The sequence below is a fragment of the Pseudomonas sp. NFR16 genome (genome assembly GCF_900108875.1).
In the GTDB taxonomy this organism is placed as follows: Bacteria; Pseudomonadota; Gammaproteobacteria; order Pseudomonadales; family Pseudomonadaceae; genus Aquipseudomonas.
Genome location: NZ_FNYJ01000002.1, coordinates 409928 through 430048, shown reverse-complemented (window position 1 = coordinate 430048; position 20121 = coordinate 409928). Strand labels below are relative to the sequence as shown.

Sequence of the window (20121 nt, the reverse complement as noted above, 5' to 3'; positions counted from 1 at the left end):
CTTTTTCGGGAGTGACCCATGAGCGCTGTCAACCGCGCAACGGTGGAGGCCGTCCTTCGCCAGTACACCGATCCTTATTTGAACCAAGACCCGGTCAGTGCCGGCTGCGTGCGGGCGATCGACATCGAAGGTGATCGCGTCAGCGTTCAGCTGCAGCTGGGCTACGCTGCCGACCTGTTCAAGAACGGCTGGGCGCAGATGCTGCAAATGGCGATCGGGAACCTCGATGGCGTGGCGTCTGCCAAGGTGCAGGTCGATACGCTGATCGGCGCACACAAGGCACAGGGCCAGATTCCTGGCCTGGCCAACGTCAAAAACATCGTCGCCGTCGCCTCCGGCAAGGGTGGCGTGGGTAAATCCACCACCGCTGCCAACCTGGCGCTCGCTTTGTCGCGTGAAGGTGCGCGGGTAGGCATTCTTGATGCCGACATCTATGGACCCAGCCAAGGCGTGATGTTTGGGATTGCTGAAGGCACGCGTCCGCAGATCAAGGACCAGAAATGGTTCGTACCCATCCAGGCGCATGGCATCGAAGTGATGTCGATGGCTTTTCTGACCGATGACAACACGCCGATGGTCTGGCGCGGGCCGATGGTTTCCGGCGCGCTGCTGCAGCTGGTGACTCAGACCGCCTGGAACGATCTGGACTATCTGGTCATCGACATGCCGCCAGGCACCGGTGACATCCAGCTGACGCTGGCGCAAAAGGTCCCGGTTGCGGGGGCGGTCATCGTTACCACGCCGCAGGATCTGGCATTGCTGGATGCCAAAAAAGGCGTGGAGATGTTCCGCAAGGTCAACATTCCCGTGCTGGGCGTCGTCGAAAACATGGCGGTCCACATCTGTTCGAATTGCGGTCATGCCGAGCATCTGTTCGGTGAGGGCGGAGGCGAGAAGCTTGCGTCCCAATACGGCGTTGAGCTGCTGGCTTCGCTGCCGCTGTCGATGCTGATCCGTGAGCAGGCCGATGGGGGCAAGCCCACAGCCATCGCCGAACCGGAAAGCCAGATTGCGATGGTGTATCAGGAGCTGGCGCGTCACGTCGGCGCGCGCATCGTCCTGCAGGAAGCGGCAACGCCTGCGATGCCTGACATTTCCGTCAGCGACGATTAACGGGAGATCGTCCGGTCTGACGTGCAACTCCACTCGTCAGGGTGGGGTTGCTCGCTGGCGTTCGGTCGCTGAAGCAGTCCGGACAGGCACCGCGAGCAAGCTCAGTTCTACGGGTGTTGCACGCTGTGCAAAACCTGCAGGCATAAAAAAACCCCGCTTTGAGGGCGGGGTTTTTTAAGCGAATCAGTACAAGTTAGATAACTTGAACTTCTTCAGCTTGCATGCCTTTCTGACCGCGAGTAGCGATGAAAGAAACCTGCTGGCCTTCTTTCAGGCTTTTGAAGCCGTCGGACTGGATTGCTTTGAAGTGTACGAACAGGTCGTCACCGGATTGTGGAGTGATGAAGCCGAAGCCTTTTTCATCGTTGAACCACTTAACGGTACCGGTTTGGCGATTGGACATGGTGTATCTCCTTGGACAAAGTTAACTGCGACTCAGGAAGAGCCCTGGCCGAGACTGAGTGCAAAGAGCAGGAAAAATTCTTGGAGATGGTTGGATCGAAATTCAACATCGTGTAGAGATTCTCAGTGACACAAGCAACACAGTGGACCCACCTTAACCGGTTTTTTCATACGTGCCAATGGGCTTGTTCCATTTATTTCTAACCATGGCAAATGGGCATCGTCCGAAGCGCCAGGGTCGAATGGACAGCCTTTGAACCGGAGGCCCCGGCCCGGTAAGATGCCGGACATCTTTTTCACCTCGCTATTCAGGACACCGCCATGAGCATCAAATCGGACAAGTGGATTCGCCGCATGGCGCAAGAGCACGGCATGATCGAGCCGTTCGTGGAGCGCCAGATGCGCGGCGAGGGTGCTGACCGGCTGATCTCCTTCGGTGTGTCGAGCTACGGCTACGACGTGCGCTGCGCCGACGAATTCAAGGTGTTCACCAACATCAATTCCGCGACCGTCGATCCGAAGAATTTCGACGAAAAGAGCTTCGTCGACATCAAGAGCGACGTCTGCATCATCCCGCCGAACTCCTTCGCCCTGGCACGCACCGTCGAGTATTTCCGCATCCCGCGCAACGTCCTGACCATCTGCCTGGGCAAGAGCACGTATGCACGTTGCGGCATCATCGTCAACGTCACGCCGCTTGAGCCAGAGTGGGAAGGCCACGTGACGCTGGAATTCTCCAACACCACGACGCTGCCCGCGAAAATTTATGCGAACGAAGGCGTCGCTCAGATGCTGTTTCTGGAGTCTGACGAAGAATGCGAAGTGTCCTACAAGGACCGTGGCGGCAAGTATCAGGGGCAGCGCGGCGTTACCCTGCCGCGCACCTGAGTCTGTGACGTGGCGCACCGTTGGTCATTTTGAAACTGAATTAGTCACGAAATCGGCACTCTATTGATTGAACTGTTCCCATCCGCACCATGCGGATGGGGCCAACGCTCGGGAGTGCCCTATGAAGAGACAAATCAAAACCAGCATCAAGGAAGCCGACCCCGGACAGAACCAGGTCGGGTTGCTGGCTTGGTCGCTGTTAGCGCATCCGCACCTGAATAACATGGTCGCTGGCGGGATTCCCGGCCAGCCTAGCCCTGACACCCCTAACGACTATCCTCAGCCCGAGGAGCCCGGTGAGCCTACGTTGCCAGATGAGCCGCCGCCCGCCCCCGTAGCCTGACCACTTGCCAACTGCCAGCCTGCCGACCTCGCGTCGGCAGGCTGCTTTTCGCCTGGCGATCGGCAGCGTCTTGCACTTTTTATTTCGCTTCCCACACCGCGCCGTCCCCTACAACGTAAATGCGGCCGCCCTGCGCCGGTCTGATGTTCATGCCTCCGGTGAACGCGCCAAAGGCGGGAAGCAGGCTTACGTCTTCCAGCAGGTAGAAGCACGGCAGGCGCAGACTCTGGCGCCCTTTGCCCTGCAGTCGATATGCAGGGTGCACGTGGCCGGCCAGGACGTGATGTGTCGGGTGGGGGTCGGGCTCGTGCTGAAGCGCGAATGCACCCAGCATGAGCGGCTCGGGAACGACATTGATGCGCAGATCCTGCGGCGGATCGCCGGCTCGCTTGTCATGGTTGCCGCGAATCAATGTGATAGCGAGGCCGGCGTGACGATCGCGCCAGGCCCTGAGTGCCGACAGCGTCAGTGCCGCGTGGGACTCGGGGGCGTGCAGAAAGTCGCCGAGAAAAATCAGCTGTTCGCAGTCGTAGCCTGCCAGCAGATTGTCCAGACGCTCCAAGTTGTCATCTGTGGTGCCATGCGGCACCGGTTGACCCAGCCGTCGATAGGCGGCGGCTTTGCCGAAGTGAGCGTCGGCGATCAACAGTGCGCGGTAGGCCGGGTAATAGATCGCTTTTTCTGCCAACAACCAGAGCTCTGCGCCCGCGAGCTCAATGGACAGGTAGGGCCTCATGTGATGACCTCAGGGCCGGCGGCTTTTTCCAGATCCTGCACCATGCGTGCAATGCGGTCCGACAGTTTCTCGGTGCTGAGGCTTTCGCGCATGCGTTCGACCAGCAACGGGAACGCCATCGGTGTCGGACGCTTGATCACGTGCATGTCCAGCGTTCGGCTGTTGATCCGGCGCAGGGTCTGTTCGAGTCTCGCCACATCGAGTTCCTGACGCAGCACTTCTTCCTCGGCCTGGGTAAGCAGCAGATTTTGCGCGTCGTATTGCTTGAACACCTCGAAAAACAGCCCGCTGGACGCCTGCAGTTGTCGATTGCTCTTCGGTGCGCCGGGATAGCCAGAGAAGACCAGACCGGCGATGCGTGCGATTTCACGGAAGCGGCGCAAAGCGAGCTCGCCTGCGTTGAGGCTGGCGATGATGTCGGCCAGCAAATGGTCCTCCGAGAACAATGCAGCGCTTATTCGTTCTGGCCAGTCGATCCGGGTAGCGCTCAGCAATTCGAAGCCGTAATCGTTGACCGCAATCGAGAAGGTCAAGGGCGTGTCCCTGCTAAGGCGCCAGGCCAGAAGACTCGCCAGGCCCAGATGCACGTGGCGTCCGGCGAACGGGTACAGGAACAGGTGCCAGCCTTCGCGGGATTTCAGCGTTTCGGCCAGTAACGTGTCTTTACGTGGCAACGCAGACCACTGGCGTTGCACCTCCAGCAGCGGGCTGACCGTGTGCATTTCCGGGCTGTCGAAATGGCCGTGGGCGGCGGAATCGAATTTCTCCACCACGGCGTCGGCCAATTCGCTGGAAAGCGGCATCCGACCTCCATTCCAGCGTGGGACGGCGGCCTTTTTGCTGGTGGCGCGTTTGACGTAGGCGGTCATATTCTCCACGCGCACCAGCTCCAGCAGGCGGCCGCTGAACAGGAAGCCATCACCGGGTTTGAGCCGCGCAATGAACCCTTCCTCGACGCTGCCGAGCGAGCCGCCGCCACCGCCCTTGCTCCAGTACTTCACGTTGATGCTGGCGTCGCTGACGATGGTGCCGACGCTCATCCGGTGACGCCGTGCCAATCGTGCATCCGGCACGCGCCAGACGCCTTGGTCATCGGGCTCGACGCGCCGGTAATCGGGATAGGCCGTCAACGACAGACCGCCATGGCGAACGAAGGCCAGCGCCCACTCCCATTCGTCATCGGTCAGGTCGCGATACGCCCAGGCCGTCCGAACTTCGGCCAGCAGCTCGTCAGGCAAGAAACCGCCTCCCAGTGCCATGCTCACCAGATGCTGTACGAGAACATCCAGCGACTTGTGGGGGGATTCGCGCGGCTCGATCAGGCGCGCAGCCACCGCGTCGCGTGCAGCGGCGGCTTCGACCAGTTCCAGGCTGTGCGTGGGCACCAGCGTGACGCGGGAAGGGCGGCCCGGCGCATGGCCGGAGCGCCCGGCGCGCTGCATCAGGCGGGCGACGCCTTTGGCTGAACCGATCTGCAACACGCGCTCCACCGGTAGAAAGTCCACACCCAGATCCAGGCTCGATGTGCAGACCACGGCCTTTAAATGACCTTCTTTGAGGGCGCGTTCGACCCAGTCGCGAACCTCCCGCGACAGCGACCCGTGGTGCAGTGCAATCAGGCCAGCCCAGTCGGGCCGAGCGTCGAGCAGCGCCTGATACCACACCTCCGACTGCGCGCGGGTATTGGTGAACAGCAGGCAACTGGAGCTGCTGTCCACCTCTGCCAACACCTGCGGCAGCATTCGCAAGCCCATGTGCCCGGCCCAAGGGAAGCGCTCGATGCTTAGAGGGATTAGGGTGTCGACGGTCAGCTGTTTTTCGACCTTGCCCTGCACCGTGACACCGCCTTCGCCAAGCAAGACGCGTTGCGCATGCTCCTGATTGCCGAGGGTGGCGGACAGTCCCCACACGATCAGTGCAGCGTTCCAGTGGCGCAGGCGGGCGATGGCGAGTTGCAGCTGAACGCCTCGTTTATTGCCGATCAGTTCGTGCCATTCATCGACGACGATCATCTTGAGGGTCGAGAAGGTCGCCTGTGCGTCAGCGCGCGTCAGCAACAGGGTCAGGCTTTCAGGTGTAGTGATGAGCGCGGAGGGGAGGCGACGGCCCTGTTTTGCCCGCTCGCTGCTGCTGGTATCACCGGTGCGCAGGCCGACACTCCACGGAATGTCCAGGTCCAGCAGCGGCGCTTCCAGGGCCCGTGCGGTATCGGCTGCGAGGGCGCGCATGGGCGTGATCCAGAGCACGCTCAACGGCGTGGGAGGCGGCTTGCGTTTGCGCGCCGTGCCATCGGTCTTTTCAGGAATCGTTCTGGCAAACCGATTGAGAGCGGCGAACCACACCGAATAGGTTTTGCCGGCACCGGTGCTGGCGTGCAGCAGGCCGGACTCTCCTCGCGCAACGGCGGCCCACACTTCTTTCTGGAATGCGAAAGGCTTCCAGCCGCGAGCGGAGAACCAGCGCTGGGCAAAATTGACGGTTTTGGGCATGCGCGGGCTCTGTAGTGGGTTACTTCAGAGACCGTCGTGGGAGTGGATTAGTTTGGTCTGGATTTATCGTCTGGCGCTGAACGTGCAGGAGTGAGCCAACTGTCTATAACGCCCCCTTAGTTCTACGGCGTAATAGTCGACGCCTTCCCGGCTGAAGCCGGTCCTACGGAGACTTGCAGCCGCTGTAGGACCGGCTTCAGCCGGGAAGAGGCCGGTACATCCGTTGGAGATGCAGCGTCTGGAAATCAGTCTTCGCGAGCAAGCTCACTCCTACAGGGTGAGGGTTTCGGGAAATTTACTTCAAGTTGCCACTCAGGAACTGCTTGAGGCGTTCGCTCTTCGGATTTCCCAGCACGTCGTCGGGGTGGCCGATTTCTTCGATCTGACCTTGATGCAAGAACACCACCTGATTCGCGACTTTGCGGGCGAAGCCCATTTCGTGGGTCACCAGAATCATCGTGCGGCCTTCCTCAGCCAGGCCCTGAATCACCTTCAGCACTTCGCCCACCAACTCGGGGTCGAGCGCCGAGGTCGGCTCGTCGAACAGCATGATTTCCGGCTCCATCGCCAGCGCGCGGGCAATTGCCACCCGCTGCTGCTGGCCACCGGAGAGAAACGCCGGATACTGATCGGCTACGCGAGCAGGCAAGCCAACCTTCTCCAGGTATTTTCGCGCGCGGTCCTCGGCTTCGACCTTCGAAACGCCGAGCACCCGACGCGGGGCCATGGTGATGTTCTCCAGCACGGTCATGTGGCTCCACAGATTGAAATGCTGAAACACCATGGCCAGCCGCGTGCGGATGCGCTGCAGTTCGGCCGGGTCGGCAACGCGCATGCCGCTGGCGTCGGCCACCATACGAATCTGCTGGCCGTCCAGGCTCATGGCGCCGTCGTTGGGCTGTTCGAGAAAATTGATGCAGCGCAGGAACGTGCTCTTGCCCGAGCCGCTGGCGCCGATCAGGCAGATCACGTCACCGACGTTGGCCTTCAGCGAAACGCCCTTGAGCACTTCGTGGTCACCGTAGCTTTTATGCAGGCCATCGATGGTCAGTTTGTACATGACTGGCAAATCCTTAAGGAGAAAGTAGGTAGCCGCTGCGGTAGGCCTCGGTGCCGGCGACATGGGCGATGACCATGCCGGCAGTTGCCATGCGTCGCAAGGAGCGGGCGTACATAAGACCGGCGTTGGCCGTATGGATCGGGGTCACCGCGTCGCTGATCGGGTCAATGACCTCAGCGATCAGTTGCCCGGCCTCGACGTACTCGCCCGGCAGTGTACAAAACACAAGCAGGCCGCCGACTGGCGTGGCAACCGGTTCGACCGCCGCCAATGGCGTCGCCGGATAGATCAGTTCAGGTTGCGCCACCGGCTCACCGGCGATGGCGCCGTAATGCATCAGGTAGCTGATGATCGCCTGGCAGTCGCGGCTGCCGAGTGCGTGATTCACATCGCCCTGGCCGCGCAACTCCAGGGTGGCCGAGAAGCTGCCGAGCGGAATCGGGAAGCGCTTTTCGAAGCGCTGCTGCAACTGCCACCACACCAGCGTGAAGCATTCATCGAAAGACTGACCGCCCGAGTCGGTCGCCAGCAGGCTGGCCTGCGCTCCGAGGTAGCGTGACAGCGGCTCGACCTGCGGCCAGGCTTCAGGCGTGGTGTAGAGGTGCTCGACCGATTCGAAATCGCAGTGCAAATCCAGCACCATGTCGGCGTCGCACGCCAGGCGCTGCAGGGTCAGGCGCTGCGATTCCAGCTGAGTGCCGCCGATGCAGGCATCAAGGGCATTGCGCAGGCTTTGGCGAATCAACGCGACGTTGTGTGCTGCATCGTCGGTCAACAGCGGCTCGACCTCGTCGCCCACCTGCTGGCCCAGATCGACGAACCGGCGGTTGAAATTCTGCCCGCTTTCCAGCTCGTACCGGCCCAGGGGAATGTCCATCAGGACCTGGTCCAGACCGATCGGGTTGGCCACGGGAACGACCACGATCTCGCCCAGCAACTGGCCTGCGTTTTCCAGCTCGGTCAGCCGCTGCTTCAGGTACCAGGACACCAGCATCCCTGGCAGTTCATCGGCATGCAGTGACGACTGGATATAGATTTTGCAGGCGCCGTTTTCCGGGCCGTAGTGAAAGCTGTGGATCTGCCGCGCCGTGCCAGGCACCGGCGCCAGCAGATCATGGGTCTGGTGTCGCATGCGATTGTCCTAGTGAGACGGGCCGAGGAAGGCCAGCCAGCGGCGCTCGGCCAGGCGGAACAGGCCGACGAGGATGAAGGTCACGGTAAGGTAGATCAGCGCTGCGATGCCGAACGACTGGAACGTCAGGAACGTCGCCGAGTTGGCGTCCCGCGCGACCTTGAGCACGTCCGGTACCGTTGCAGTGAAGGCCACGGTGGTCGAGTGCAGCATCAGAATGACTTCGTTGCTGTAGTACGGCAACGAGCGACGCAGCGCCGACGGCATGATCACGTACGTGTAAAGGCGCCAGCCGGTCAGGCCATACGCCTTGGCCGCTTCGACTTCGCCGTGGTTCATGCTGCGAATCGCGCCCGCGAAAATCTCGGTGGTGTACGCGCAGGTATTGAGGGCGAAAGCCAGAATGGTGCAGTTCATCGCATCGCGGAAGAATGCGTTGAGCATCGGTTGATCCCGCACGGCGGCAATGCTGTAGATGCCGGTGTAGCAGATCAGCAACTGGATATAGAGCGGCGTGCCCCGGAACAGGTAGGTGTAGAACTGCACCGGCCAGCGCACCAGAGGATTGGGCGAGACGCGGGCAATGGACAGCGGAATCGAGACGACGAAGCCAATGGCGATGGAGGCGCTGAGCAGCCACAGCGTCATCGCCAGGCCGGTGATGTTCTGGCCGTCCGTATAAAGGAAGGCGCGCCAGTATTCCTGAAGCAGTTCAATCATCGTTTAGCCTCCCGGCTGCCTGCGGCGTAACGCCGTTCAGCCCAGCGCAGGGCAAAGTTGGACACGCTGGTGATGACCAGATAGATCAACGCGGCGAGTACCAGGAAATAGAACAATTGATACGTGCTTTTGCCGGCGTCCTGTGACGCCTTGACCAGATCGGCCAGACCGATGATCGACACCAGCGCCGTGGCCTTGAGCACGACCTGCCAGTTGTTGCCGATCCCGGGAAGGGCAAAGCGCATCATTTGCGGGAACACCACGAAACGAAAACGCTGGGCGCGGCTGAGTCCGTAGGCGGTGGCGGCTTCTACCTGTCCACGAGGCACGGCGAGAATCGCGCCGCGGAACGTTTCGGTGAAGTAGGCGCCGTAGATGAAGCCCAAGGTGATTACGCCAGCGGCGAAAGGGTCGATTTCGATGTAGTCCCATTCCAGCGCTTCGGTGAAGCTGGTCAGCCAGGTTTGCAGGCTGTAGAAAATCAGGAGCATCAGCACCAGGTCAGGTACACCGCGGATCAGCGTTGTGTACACCTGGGCCGGGACGCGAAGAAACGCGGCCTTGGAGAGCTTGGCACTGGCGCCCAGCAGGCCGAGCACGATGGCCAGCAGCAGCGACATTACCGATAATTTGACGGTCATCCAGGTGCCTTGGAGCAGCAACGGGCCGAAGCCTTTCAGGCTGAACGCGGACAGTCCCAGGTTTTGCAGGAGAGTATCGAACATGTGGAACCTATACAGTCAATAAAAACGCCCGTGAACTTCAGCGGGGGATTCGGATGATCGCTGAAGACACGGGCGTTTGTGTTCTTACTTACCGCTGTACAGATTCAGATCGCCGAAGTGCTTCTTCTGGATCTCGGCATACTTGCCGTCATCGTGTAACGCTTTGATACCTTTGTCCAAAAGCGCTTTCAGGTCTTTGTTACCTTTTGCGATGCCGACTGCGGTCTTGGCTGGCAGCAGCGGATCGTCGATCGGCTTGCTGACTTCGTAGTCAGCGCCCTGTGGCGACTTCAGGAAGCCCAGTTCGGCTTGCAGCATGTCTTGTACGGAAGCGTCCAGACGACCGGACACCAGGTCGGCGTACACCTGATCCTGGTTGGCGTAGGCCTGGGTTTTAACGCCAGCCTTGTCGAGGATGGCCTTGGCGTAGGCTTCCTGGATGGTGCCTTGCTCGTAGCCGACGGTCTTGCCTTTGAGCGAGGCAACGTCAGCGCTCAGGCCGGAACCTTTTTTGTAAACCAGCGAGGTCGGGCCGGAGAACAGTTCGCTGGAGAAGTCGATGACTTTCTCGCGAGCCGGAGTCACGGTCATGGAGGAGATCACGCCGTCGAACTTGTTGGCTTTCAGGCCAGGAATCATGCCGTCGAAATCGCTTTCGACCCACTTGCACTTGACCTTCAGTTCAGCACAGATCGCGTTGCCCAGATCGATGTCGAAACCCACGAGGCTGCCATCGGCAGCTTTCGATTCGAATGGAGCGTAGGAAGGATCGACGCCGAAACGCAGCTCCTTGTACTCCTTGGCCATTGCGTTACCCGCGGCCAGACAGATGGCGAGTGCGGAAAGGGTCAGCCATGCTTTTTTCATCGTTCAGTCCTTAAAACCAAATTGAGCGTTGGGAACACGCGAAGGCTTGCTACCGGCAGGTGCCAGACCGCAAAAAGATAGCAATTTCCGAACCAAAGAGACGAACGTGCGTTTTAAATGTACGGAGTTGTCGCAATGATGACTTTGAGCCATCTCTCGTCTTTTTTCAGGGCGCCGGAGGCACGGGGAGAGTAGCCGAAACGGTTGAAAAGGGCGCGTAAAAAATCATCCCCGGCGCCTGCTGTTTCCGTAAACGGCAGGTTTGCATCCAACCGTAGCAGTCCGGTTTTCTCCGGTAGCGATTTTCGCCGTTGCAAGCGACGCGTGCGTGCCGCTCAAGAGAGCATGTGCGTGAGGCGATTCGGGGCGTCACGCACCAAAAAGGTGCCTAGGATAATAAATCCTGCAGCGTCGCCAGGCTGTCTGCCTCGGTAACAGGCTTGTCCTGCCGCCATCTGAGCATGCGCGGAAAGCGCACGGCGATCCCGCTTTTGTGGCGCTTCGACAGCGCGATGCCTTCAAACCCAAGCTCGAATACCAGGGTTGGGGTAACGCTTCGCACCGGCCCGAATTTTTCGACCGTGGTCTTGCGGATGATTGCATCGACTTTGCGCATTTCTTCATCGGTCAGGCCGGAATAGGCCTTGGCGAATGGCACCAGCGTGCGCTCGCTGGACTGCGGCGGGCCGTCCCAGACGGCGAACGTATAGTCGCTATACAGACTGGCCCGACGCCCGTGCCCGCGTTGGGCATAGATCAACACCGCATCGACGCTGAAGGGGTCGATTTTCCATTTCCACCAGACGCCCATGTCCTTGGTCCGGCCAACGCCGTACATCGAGTCGCGCGCTTTGAGCATCATGCCTTCGACACCCAGGCTGCGGGACGCTTCGCGCTGCTGACCGAGGTCCAGCCAATCCTTGCCCCCCAGCACGGGAGAGGCGAGCAACACCGGGCTCTGCGCCTGAGCGATCACCGCCTCAAGCTGAGTGCGCCGCTCATGCTGAGGTCGACTGCGCCAGTCATGTCCCTGCCATTCCAGCAGGTCGTAGGCGAGGATGATGACGGGCACGTCCTCAAGGATTTTCTTGCCCAATGTCTTGCGGCCGATGCGTTGTTGCAGCAGCGCGAAGGGTTGCACGGACGGTGTTGCTTCGCCCGGCGTACCGGGAGCCGGAGTTTCGAGGGAGAAGTCGCCTGCGCTGTCGGCTTCGGTTTGAGGCGCTGGCGCTTTCCAGACGACGATTTCGCCGTCGATCACCGTCCCGTCGGGCAGGCATTGCAGCAAGCTGTGCAGTTCGGGGAAGCGATCAGTCACCAGCTCTTCGCCGCGCGACCAGATCCACAAGCGGCCTTCGCGCTTGACCACTTGCGCGCGGATGCCATCCCACTTCCATTCGACCTGCCAGTTTTCAGGCGATCCGAGCAGCGTCTCGAATTGATCGACCGGCTGCTGCAAGGAGTGGGCGAGGAAGAACGGGTACGGTTGTCCGCCGCGCTGGGCATGTTCGTCCTCTGACTCTTCGGCGATCAGTTTAAGGTAGCCCTCGGCGCTCGGCCGGTGCGAAAGGTCGGTGTAGCCGACCAGTCGCTGCGCCACGCGCTTGCTGTCGATATCGGCCAATGCGGCGAGCGCACGGGTGACCAGCAGTTTGGACACGCCCACGCGAAAACTGCCGGTGATCAACTTCAGGCAGACCATCAGGCTTTGCGGATCCAGCTGCGACCAGAAAGTCGGCAAGCGTTCCAACAGCTCCTCGGGCGGCAAGCCGCGCAGGGGTAACAATTTGTTTTCCATCCAGCTCGCCAGGCCTTCTTCGGAGCTGTGCTCGGCCTTCGGCAACAGCAGCGACAGGGTTTCAGCCAGGTCGCCGACCGCCTGATAGCTTTCTTCGAACAGCCATTCAGGCAGGGCCGACAGTTGCATCGCCTGTTCGCGCAGAAGGCGCGTGGGCACCAGTTGCCGTGGCCGTCCGCCTGACAAAAAGTACACCGCCCAGGCCGCGTCTTCTGGAGCAGCGTGCGCAAAGTAGTGCTGCATGGCGGCCAGCTTGGCGTTGCTGGAGGTCGTGGCATCCAGCAGGGCGTAAAGCTCGGCGAAGGCTTTCATGATGATGCCTCCTGAATCTCGGCGCCGTCGCCGTCGGGGTGCGTCTTGCTCGGCGCGTCGTCTTCCTCGTCGCCGTATTCGGTGGTGAAGCCTTGGGCGTCGAGGCCGGATTCGCGCAGGTAGCGAACCAGCACGGCGACCGAACCGTGGGTCACCATGACCCGTTCGGCGCCGGTGTTTTCAATCGCCCAGAGCAGCCCCGGCCAGTCGGCGTGGTCGGACAAGGCAAACCCCCGGTCCACCCCGCGACGCCGTCGAGTGCCGCGCAGCATCATCCAGCCACTGGCGAATGCATCGCTGAAGTCGCCAAATCGCCGCATCCAGGTACTGCCGCCGGCCGAGGGCGGCGCCACGATGAGCGCCTGGCGCAGCGCCGGGTCAGTTTTTTTGAAGTCGCCAGCGTAATGGGTCTCTGGAATGCGAACGCCCGCCTCGCGATATGCCCGGTTCAGCGGTTCAACGGCGCCGTGAACCAGAATCGGTCCGATATCGGGATCGATACCGTGCAGGATGCGCTGCGCTTTACCGAAGGAATACGCGAACAGGACGCTGGCCTTGCCCACGGCCGCATTGGCGCGCCACCAATCGTTGATGCCGGTGAAGATTTCCGATTGCGGCTGCCAGCGATAAATCGGCAGGCCGAACGTGGATTCGGTGATGAATGTGTGGCAGCGCACCGGTTCGAACGGCGCGCAGGTGCCATCGGGCTCGACTTTGTAATCGCCCGATGCGACCCAGACTTCACCTTTGTATTCCAGCCGCACTTGCGCCGAACCGAGCACATGGCCCGCAGGATGAAGGCTCAATTTGACGCCGTGATGGGTGATGGACTCGCCGTATTCGAGGGTCTGCAGGTTGATGTCCTGACCCAGCCTTGAGCGCAGGATACCTTCGCCGGGAGCGGCTGCCAGGTAATGCTGGTTGCCCGTGCGCGCATGGTCGCCGTGGCCGTGGGTAATCACCGAGCGCTCGACCGGGCGCCACGGATCGATGTAGAAATCGCCGGGCGGACAGTACAAACCTTCGGGGCGCGCAATGACAAGATCCATGGAATGACCGGATGTGGGGGCTTGTCAGGTAGAGCGACTCAGGTGGAGGGAAGTTCGGTTTTTTGTCGAGCCGTGTGGGCTGCGCGAAAGCGCGCTTGCGCTGGGCCGCACTCGGACGATCTGCCGCGGCGGTAGCAAAATCAGGCGACCCAATCAGGCGACCCAATCAGGCCTGACACCCCGCATTCACAGGTTTGCTGCTGGTTTCCGGCAGATCGCGGGACAAGCCGCGCTTCCACAGTCAAGAGCGGGAGGTGGGTCCAGGCCGGGCCCCAGGCCCGACCCCGGACCCAACTCACCCTTGATCCCCGCTACTCACGTCGTAGCCGCGCGGCCTTACTTGCCGGGCGTCAGGGTCAGCCGCTGCTTCCCGTAGACCTTTTCAAAGTTCTCGGGCTGCATCGGCACCGACATGTAAAGTCCCTTCAGCCACGGATCGATGCCGTCGGCATAGTGCGGGCTGGCCGGATTGCCCGATTGGCCTGCCGCGTTCTGCGCCATCATTGGCTCCTGCTGGGCAAAGTCGACAATCATGCGCATTGCCGGAATCACCGCTGCATCGAAGTCCTGCCCCCAATGGAAGCCTGACGCATTGATCGTGGTGTGATCGCCACCTGCTGCCATCGGCCCTTTGACGAGGCTCGCCTTGCTGCCGCTCATTGCCGCGGTCAGTTGCGCGCTTTGCGAAGTCCAGCTGTAGGCGTGTAGCTTGCCCCATTGCCATGCCTTGTGATCGCTGCCCAGCCGGGCTTCGCCAGCGACGATGGCCGCCGCGAGACTGCGTGCCAGAATCGCAGGCTTGTCCTCTTTTTGCGGCGTTTTCACGTCGTCCCAATACGGACTGTCCTCACGCCCCAGCAGGTGATCAGCCTGAGGCGAGTAGGAAAGGTCCGCGCTTTGCACCAGCGCTTTCCAGGCCGGGCTGCTTTCAGGGCCGAGTTCGTCGAGGAAGATCTGCTTGGCGCTCTCCTGCAGGAACAACTCGTAAATCGCGGCATCGGCGGAAACCGGCGAGAGCCGGCCGTCGAATGCCATCAAGCGAGTGAACGCCTCCCGGGCCTTGTCGCGTTCCGCCGCAGGCAAGGCGTCGATAGCCTGTTGCAACGGTCTGGCCATGCCAGGCGCTTCGAACATTTTTTTCAATTTGGCAGCGAACAGAGTGGTCTGATCATACTGCATGCTGATCGTGCTGCGCGTGTCCTGCTTGCCGGTGTTGGCGAGGTCGGCAATGCGCTCGGCACGCTCCGGGTAATCCCACGAATTGGAGAGCTGCATGCCGTAGCCCTTCGGCATCGTGCGCTGGTTGGCGGTGGCGATCCAGCCTTGCTGCGGATCCTGGTCGTAAGGGTGCAGCATGGCATCGGCATAGCCGTCCCAGTCAAAACGGCCCTCCCAGCCCGGCGAAGGAATGAGCCCCAGGCCTTCACGGCGATTCGGGTAACGGCCGGTCACTTGCCAGCCGGTGCTGGAAGCGTCCGCGAAGACCATGTTCAGCGTAATTGCGCGGATTTCCCGCGTCGTGTCGAACGCACGCTCCACGTTCTGCGCGCGGGTCAGGTCAAACAGCGCGTCGAGGGTTTTGTCGTCCTTGGCATCCGGGGTTTGCAGTGCAATGCCCAGGCCACTGGCCAGTTGCGCCGACCCTGCGTTGAGCAGCGGTCCGTGGCGCGTTTCGTAAGCAGGCTCGCGCACGGGCCGCTGGCCTTTGACGAAATAGGTTTCTTCATGAGCGCCGGCAGCGACCCATTTGCCATCGGCCATGACCATCAGGCGGTTGTTTTCACGCTTGAGCTTCTCCAGGAACAGGTCCTGATTGTCGCCCATGGCAGGTCCCATGCCCCACGCCAGCTTGCCGTTGAAGCCGGACAACACCAGCGGCAGACCGGCGACCGTCGCACCGGCGGCCTGATATTTCGGCGCGCGAATCTGCACGAAATTCCACATTGAAGGCAGCGTGGCCGGCAGCTGGCTGTCGGTGGCCAGCAAGCTCTTGCCCGCGCGAGCCCGTTGCGGCGAAATCACCCAGTTGTTCGACGCCGAGACACCCAGCAGATTCAGGTCGGAAAGCTGCAGTGCGGCCTTGTCCAGATCGCTCAGGCCAGGCATCTGGCTGCTCAGGTTCAAGCCTTTGAGCTTGTCGGCTTCCGCGAACGGCAGCGCTTCGTCGGGATAGGTCGGCAGCAGCCAGGCCAGTTTGTCGGCACCGACTTTCTGAGCCAGCACCAACGAGGAAATCTCTTCCTGCAGGTTCACGGAAAGGCTGAAGTTGAGCAGGCTGAAGATCAGCGCCGAGTCTTCCGGCTTCCAGTATTCGGGCTTGTAGCCGGCATCGGCCAGGTCCGAAGGCAGTTTGTCGCGATAGCGGAACAGGTACGCGTTGACCCCGCGGCTGTAGACCTCGAAGAACCGTTTGAGGCGTGGCGATGACGCGTTGTACAGCTCGCTGGCCGTCTGCTTGAGGTTGGCGGCGCGCATCATGCGATCCAGGTCCAGCGCGCCCGGCCCGGCGATTTCCGACAGCCGACCCTGAGCGAGCAGACGCATCTGCACCATTTGCGAGATGCGATCACTGGCGTGGACGTATCCCAGCGTGAACAGGGCGTCATGGAACGTGTTGCTCTCGATCAGCGGCATGCCTAGATTATTGCGCCGCACGGACACGTTCTGCGCCAGCCCCTTGATTGCGAACACGCCGCTGGTGGGCGGCAGATTATCCCGGTCTTCGCCGCCCAGCTGGCAGCCGGCAAGGCTCAACAGCCCGATCATGACAGCGGCGGTGCTGAGTCGCGTCTTCAGGAAAGATGGGGCTGGCGAGGCCATGATGAAGCTCCTGCGGGGGTAGGCGTTGGAAAGGCGCTACGTTAGAGAGCGGGCAGGCGCCACGCAAGCGGGAGGCAGGAGTTTATTTCAGGATTTTTCAACGCAGCCGCCCAAGCCTCACACGCATAAGGAATAGGCCGACTGTCATTGAAGTCTCCCTACGATCAACGGCGTAACACCCGACGCCTTCCCGGCTAAAGCCGGTCCTACGGAAAACGTGCGTCGTCTGTAGGATCGGTTAACACCGTTCCCACGAAAACGTGCACCGTCTGTAGGACCGGCTTCAGCCGGGAAGAGGCCAGTGCTTGCCGTGGTTGCAAATCTGCCTTTGCGAGCACGCTTAGGCCTGCAACGGTCATTGCGGCTCAAGGCTTCGGCGGATTGACCTTGTCTACCAGCGCATAGGCGCGCTTCACCGCATCGCGGCTGGCAACCGACTCGAACCAGCGTTTGAGGTTCGGAAAGTCGTCCAGGTTCTGTTCCTGATAGGTGTGGGGCACGATCCACGGATAAATCGCCATGTCGGCAATGCTGTATTGCTCGCCTGCCACGTAGGCACGATCGGCCAGGCGCTTGTCCAGCACGCCATACAGACGCGCGGTTTCATCGACGTAACGCTTGATCGCGTACGGAATCTTTTCCTTGGCAAACCGATTGAAGTGGTGATTCTGCCCGGCCATCGGACCCAGGCCGCCCATTTGCCAGAACAGCCACTGCAGCGTCTGCTCGCGGCCACGCCGGTCGGTGGCAATGAACTGGCCGGTTTTTTCCGCGAGATAAAGCAGGATCGCGCCGGACTCGAACACGCTCAGCGGCTCGCCGCCGTCGGCCGGTTCATGGTCGACAATGGCCGGAATCCGGTTGTTGGGTGAGATCTTCAAAAAATCGGGCTCGAACTGCTCGTTCGCACCGATGTTCACCGGGAAAATCCGGTAAGGCAGGCCCGCTTCTTCCAGAAAGATGGAAACCTTGTGGCCGTTGGGGGTGGTCCAGTAGTGCAGATCGATCATGGAACGCTCCAAATGAGTCATCGCGACTGCCGTTTCAGGCTGACGCTGTTTTACGCTCTCGGATGGTTGACGCACAAACGAAAACGGCCTGATCGCTCAGGCCGTTGAATGAAGCGCAGGCAATCAGGCGCCGTGGCACTTCTTGAATTTCTTCTCGCTGCCGCAAGGGCAAGGGTCGTTGCGACCGACATCCTTGAGTGCATTGCGAACCGGCTCTTGAGGCTCGTGATTGCAATGCGGGCCGTGGACGTGGCCGTGGTCATGATGATGGTCGTGATGATCGTGATCGTGGTTGCAATCAGGACCGTGCACGTGGGCTTGCTGGTTCATGGGGTTACTCCGGAATCAAATCGCCGGGGATTATCTCGCCATCGCGGCCAATACGCACGTGATGTCCGAATAAAAATCCGGTTTTGAGCTTGCCTTCCAGCCGGTAATGAATAGGCTGCCTGGGTTTGCCCAGCATGCGCGTCACATCCTTGAGGTGTTCCCAGAGATTGGTGCGGATGGGCACCGAGAAGTTCTTGTGGCTGTCGGCCTTGACGATGAACCAGTCACTGTAATCGCCTTCGGCGATCAGGATGTCGTTGAGCATCACCTTGTAGCGTAAGCCGCGCACCAGAATGCTGGAGTCGTTGGGGTTGTCGACGCGAAAGCGCAGCTTGAGGTCCTGGTGAAGCAGTCGGGCCTTGACCACCTCGACCTTGAGCAGCCTGACGTCGGGATCTTCGGCGCCGCCGGTGATCAAAGACGAGCAGCCCGTCAGCGTCAGTGCCATGCACAAGCCGAAGATTCTGAACACGCTTGCCGGAAACACCATTGGTTCACTCCCTGTCGGGCTTGAGTCTAGCAAGCGACCGTTTCAGGGCAACTCGCTGTTCTACTGAGCCTGCGCCATACTCACGCGATGTGTCGAAGGAGTATTGACCCATGAAACGCTATGAAATTGTATTTTCCGGCCAACTGGTTCCGGGCGCGCAGCTGGATCGGGTCCAGGCGAACATGGCCAAGCTGTTCCAGGCCGATGCCCAGCGTATCGCATTGCTGTTCTCCGGTCGCCGGCTGGTGCTCAAGAATAATCTTGATCAGGCGGGCGCCGAAAAATATCGCTCGACACTGGAGCGCGCCGGCGCCCGTGTCGAGGTAGTGGAAATGCCCGAGCAGGTCGAAGTCGAGGAAGTGGAGCTCGCTCCGCCGCCCGACGAGCCCACCTGGACGCGCAAGACAACGTCCCCCGCTGCGCCTGCTTCCGGCCGGCCGAAAGCAGAGCAGAAGTCGCGACTCGAGCCTCGGGATGTCTACGCCGCAGCGTTCGTCGATGTCGAGGCGCCGGACTTCACGTTGTCCGAGCCTGGGCAAGATGTGCAGGACCCGAAGGCGGAACCGGTCGCCCCCAGGCTCGATCTTTCCGGCCTGAGCCTCGCGCCTGCCGGCAGCGACATGGGTGAGTCCCGGCGTGTCGAACAGGCGCGTGTACCCGATATTTCACACCTGAAGCTGGCGTGACAGCGCCGGCTTCAGGCCATGTACCCGGCGCAACACTTCTTGAATTTCTGCTCACTGCCACAAGGGCAGGCGTCATTACGCGTGGTCTTGAGCGAAACCGTCGGATCGATGAAATACCAGCGGCCCTGATTCTGCACGAACGCTGATTTTTCACGATGGCTGTGTTCGCCCGTTGCGTCATGCCAGCGGGCGACAAAGGTGACAAAAGCGTGCTCAGGTTTGCCGCCGAGCAGTTCGGCGCTTTCGACCTCAAGTCCGAGCCAGGTGCTTTGCGCGCTCCATTGACGGATCGAGTCGCGATCCAGGCCATGTTGCTGCGCGGGGAGCGTGGTTGCCAACAGATAGTCGATCAGGCCGAGCACGTAAGCGCTGTAGCGTGAGCGCATGAGCGCTTCGGCGCAGGGCGCGGGCTGACCGGCGTGATAACGGCCGCAGCAGGCGACCAGAAGATTGCCGCTGCCGCAGGGACAGATTGCGCTGCTCATGATGCGAGTCTCACCACCAGTACTTGCCGAAATTCTCCGGGTTGGCCCAGAACTTCGCGTTCAGCCAGTCCGGTACCTGTTTGTATTCGCGCAGATCGTAGGTGAACAGGGTCAGCACTTGTTCATCTCTGGCGAAACGCTCACTGGCCTGCAGCGCCAGTGAATAGAAATCCGTGGTCTGCCAGCCGCAGGCGTGCAGGTCGGCCAGCACGGCGATGCGGCTGGCGTTGAGATTGCGGATGCCGCCCAGTAGCTCAAGGCCTGCGCGCTTGGAAATGTGTTCCAGACAGTCGACGACCAGGGCCAGGTCAAAGCGCCGCGCAGCAAGCTCGGGGGGAAGCGGGCCGGGCGCCGCGAGGGCCAGTTCGGTCTCCGGATGAGCCTCCTGAAAGGCCTGCAGCGCCGGAAAACTGTCTGCTCCGATCAGCAAGAGCCGCTTGGGCGCATAGCGATCGAGCAGGGCGGCGAGGGCCTGTTGGGGCGTGCGGGTGGAAAAACTGTCGGTCATCAGAATCCCTCAATGTAGCCCGCAAGGTTAGCGCGCCGAACCTTAATGGCCTAGTGCTTGAACTTTTTCATTCGTCGTCCTGACAAAGCGTACGAGTGAAGGCAAAAGGCTATTCAAATAAAGGGACAGATTTTCTTCGACTTTTCGGCCGGCCTGAC

At 60.9% G+C, this 20121-nt stretch carries 20 protein-coding genes; 4 read left to right on the top strand and 16 right to left on the bottom strand.

Features of this window, described 5'->3' with window-relative positions; genetic code table 11:
- The first annotated feature begins 18 nt into the window (after window positions 1-18).
- On the top strand, window positions 19-1113 hold the full coding sequence (apbC, locus tag BMZ10_RS10665) for an iron-sulfur cluster carrier protein ApbC (protein ID WP_093461193.1): 1095 nt from the start codon (window positions 19-21) through the stop codon (window positions 1111-1113).
- 193 nt (window positions 1114-1306) lie between these two features.
- Here apbC and BMZ10_RS10660 read toward each other — a convergent pair whose 3' ends face one another.
- Window positions 1307-1516 (bottom strand): cold-shock protein, encoded by a 210-nt coding sequence (locus BMZ10_RS10660; protein ID WP_002554837.1) that lies wholly within the window; start codon window positions 1514-1516, stop codon window positions 1307-1309.
- Window positions 1517-1836: 320 nt separating this feature from the next.
- On the opposite strand from BMZ10_RS10660, the gene dcd reads away from it, so the two are divergent.
- Entirely contained in the window at window positions 1837-2403 is a 567-nt protein-coding gene (gene dcd, locus BMZ10_RS10655) for a dCTP deaminase (RefSeq protein WP_017126297.1), read from the top strand.
- A gap of 121 nt (window positions 2404-2524) precedes the next feature.
- The gene (locus tag BMZ10_RS10650) at window positions 2525-2746 is read left to right on the top strand and encodes a hypothetical protein (RefSeq protein ID WP_093461190.1); all 222 of its coding nucleotides are present in this window, start codon (window positions 2525-2527) and stop codon (window positions 2744-2746) included.
- 79 nt (window positions 2747-2825) lie between these two features.
- Here the strand turns inward: BMZ10_RS10650 and pdeM are convergent, their stop codons facing one another.
- The 13 genes from pdeM to BMZ10_RS10585 form a co-directional block, all read right to left on the bottom strand.
- On the bottom strand, window positions 2826-3482 hold the full coding sequence (gene pdeM / locus BMZ10_RS10645; protein WP_093461182.1) for a ligase-associated DNA damage response endonuclease PdeM: 657 nt from the start codon (window positions 3480-3482) through the stop codon (window positions 2826-2828).
- Complete coding sequence (locus BMZ10_RS10640; RefSeq protein ID WP_093461179.1) at window positions 3479-5971, bottom strand: ligase-associated DNA damage response DEXH box helicase; 2493 nt, start codon at window positions 5969-5971, stop codon at window positions 3479-3481. The genes pdeM and BMZ10_RS10640 overlap by 4 nt, the downstream gene beginning before the upstream one ends.
- 295 nt (window positions 5972-6266) lie before the next feature.
- Window positions 6267-7031 (bottom strand): ABC transporter ATP-binding protein, encoded by a 765-nt coding sequence (locus BMZ10_RS10635; protein WP_093461177.1) that lies wholly within the window; start codon window positions 7029-7031, stop codon window positions 6267-6269.
- A gap of 13 nt (window positions 7032-7044) precedes the next feature.
- On the bottom strand, window positions 7045-8163 hold the full coding sequence (locus BMZ10_RS10630; RefSeq protein WP_093461174.1) for a succinylglutamate desuccinylase/aspartoacylase family protein: 1119 nt from the start codon (window positions 8161-8163) through the stop codon (window positions 7045-7047).
- Window positions 8164-8172: 9 nt separating this feature from the next.
- Window positions 8173-8883, bottom strand: a complete 711-nt coding sequence (locus tag BMZ10_RS10625) for an ABC transporter permease (protein WP_093461171.1) — start codon at window positions 8881-8883, stop codon at window positions 8173-8175.
- Window positions 8880-9608, bottom strand: coding sequence for an ABC transporter permease (locus BMZ10_RS10620; RefSeq protein WP_093461168.1), 729 nt, complete (start codon window positions 9606-9608; stop codon window positions 8880-8882). The genes BMZ10_RS10625 and BMZ10_RS10620 overlap by 4 nt, the downstream gene beginning before the upstream one ends.
- An 84-nt stretch (window positions 9609-9692) precedes the next feature.
- A complete protein-coding gene (locus BMZ10_RS10615) occupies window positions 9693-10475 on the bottom strand; it encodes a transporter substrate-binding domain-containing protein (protein ID WP_062387926.1) in 783 nt (260 codons plus the stop codon).
- A gap of 388 nt (window positions 10476-10863) precedes the next feature.
- Entirely contained in the window at window positions 10864-12585 is a 1722-nt protein-coding gene (locus tag BMZ10_RS10610; protein ID WP_093461165.1) for an ATP-dependent DNA ligase, read from the bottom strand.
- Window positions 12582-13634, bottom strand: a complete 1053-nt coding sequence (locus BMZ10_RS10605; RefSeq protein ID WP_093461162.1) for a ligase-associated DNA damage response exonuclease — start codon at window positions 13632-13634, stop codon at window positions 12582-12584. Before BMZ10_RS10605 ends, BMZ10_RS10610 begins: the two co-directional genes overlap by 4 nt.
- A 336-nt stretch (window positions 13635-13970) precedes the next feature.
- Window positions 13971-16454, bottom strand: coding sequence for a penicillin acylase family protein (locus BMZ10_RS10600; protein ID WP_093461158.1), 2484 nt, complete (start codon window positions 16452-16454; stop codon window positions 13971-13973).
- A gap of 365 nt (window positions 16455-16819) precedes the next feature.
- A complete protein-coding gene (locus BMZ10_RS10595; protein ID WP_093461154.1) occupies window positions 16820-17464 on the bottom strand; it encodes a glutathione binding-like protein in 645 nt (214 codons plus the stop codon).
- A 123-nt stretch (window positions 17465-17587) separates the two neighbouring features.
- A complete protein-coding gene (locus BMZ10_RS10590; protein WP_062387914.1) occupies window positions 17588-17794 on the bottom strand; it encodes an SEC-C metal-binding domain-containing protein in 207 nt (68 codons plus the stop codon).
- Between the two features lie 4 nt (window positions 17795-17798).
- Window positions 17799-18284, bottom strand: coding sequence for an LEA/WHy family protein (locus tag BMZ10_RS10585; protein WP_093461151.1), 486 nt, complete (start codon window positions 18282-18284; stop codon window positions 17799-17801).
- A gap of 110 nt (window positions 18285-18394) precedes the next feature.
- Here BMZ10_RS10585 and BMZ10_RS10580 point away from each other — a divergent pair, with 110 nt between their 5' ends.
- Window positions 18395-18970 (top strand): hypothetical protein, encoded by a 576-nt coding sequence (locus BMZ10_RS10580; protein ID WP_093461147.1) that lies wholly within the window; start codon window positions 18395-18397, stop codon window positions 18968-18970.
- A gap of 11 nt (window positions 18971-18981) precedes the next feature.
- On the opposite strand, the gene BMZ10_RS10575 is transcribed toward BMZ10_RS10580, so the two are convergent.
- Complete coding sequence (locus BMZ10_RS10575; RefSeq protein WP_093461143.1) at window positions 18982-19455, bottom strand: YchJ family protein; 474 nt, start codon at window positions 19453-19455, stop codon at window positions 18982-18984.
- Window positions 19456-19465: 10 nt separating this feature from the next.
- On the bottom strand, window positions 19466-19963 hold the full coding sequence (locus BMZ10_RS10570) for a DUF6231 family protein (protein ID WP_093461139.1): 498 nt from the start codon (window positions 19961-19963) through the stop codon (window positions 19466-19468).
- Window positions 19964-20121: the final 158 nt, after the last annotated feature.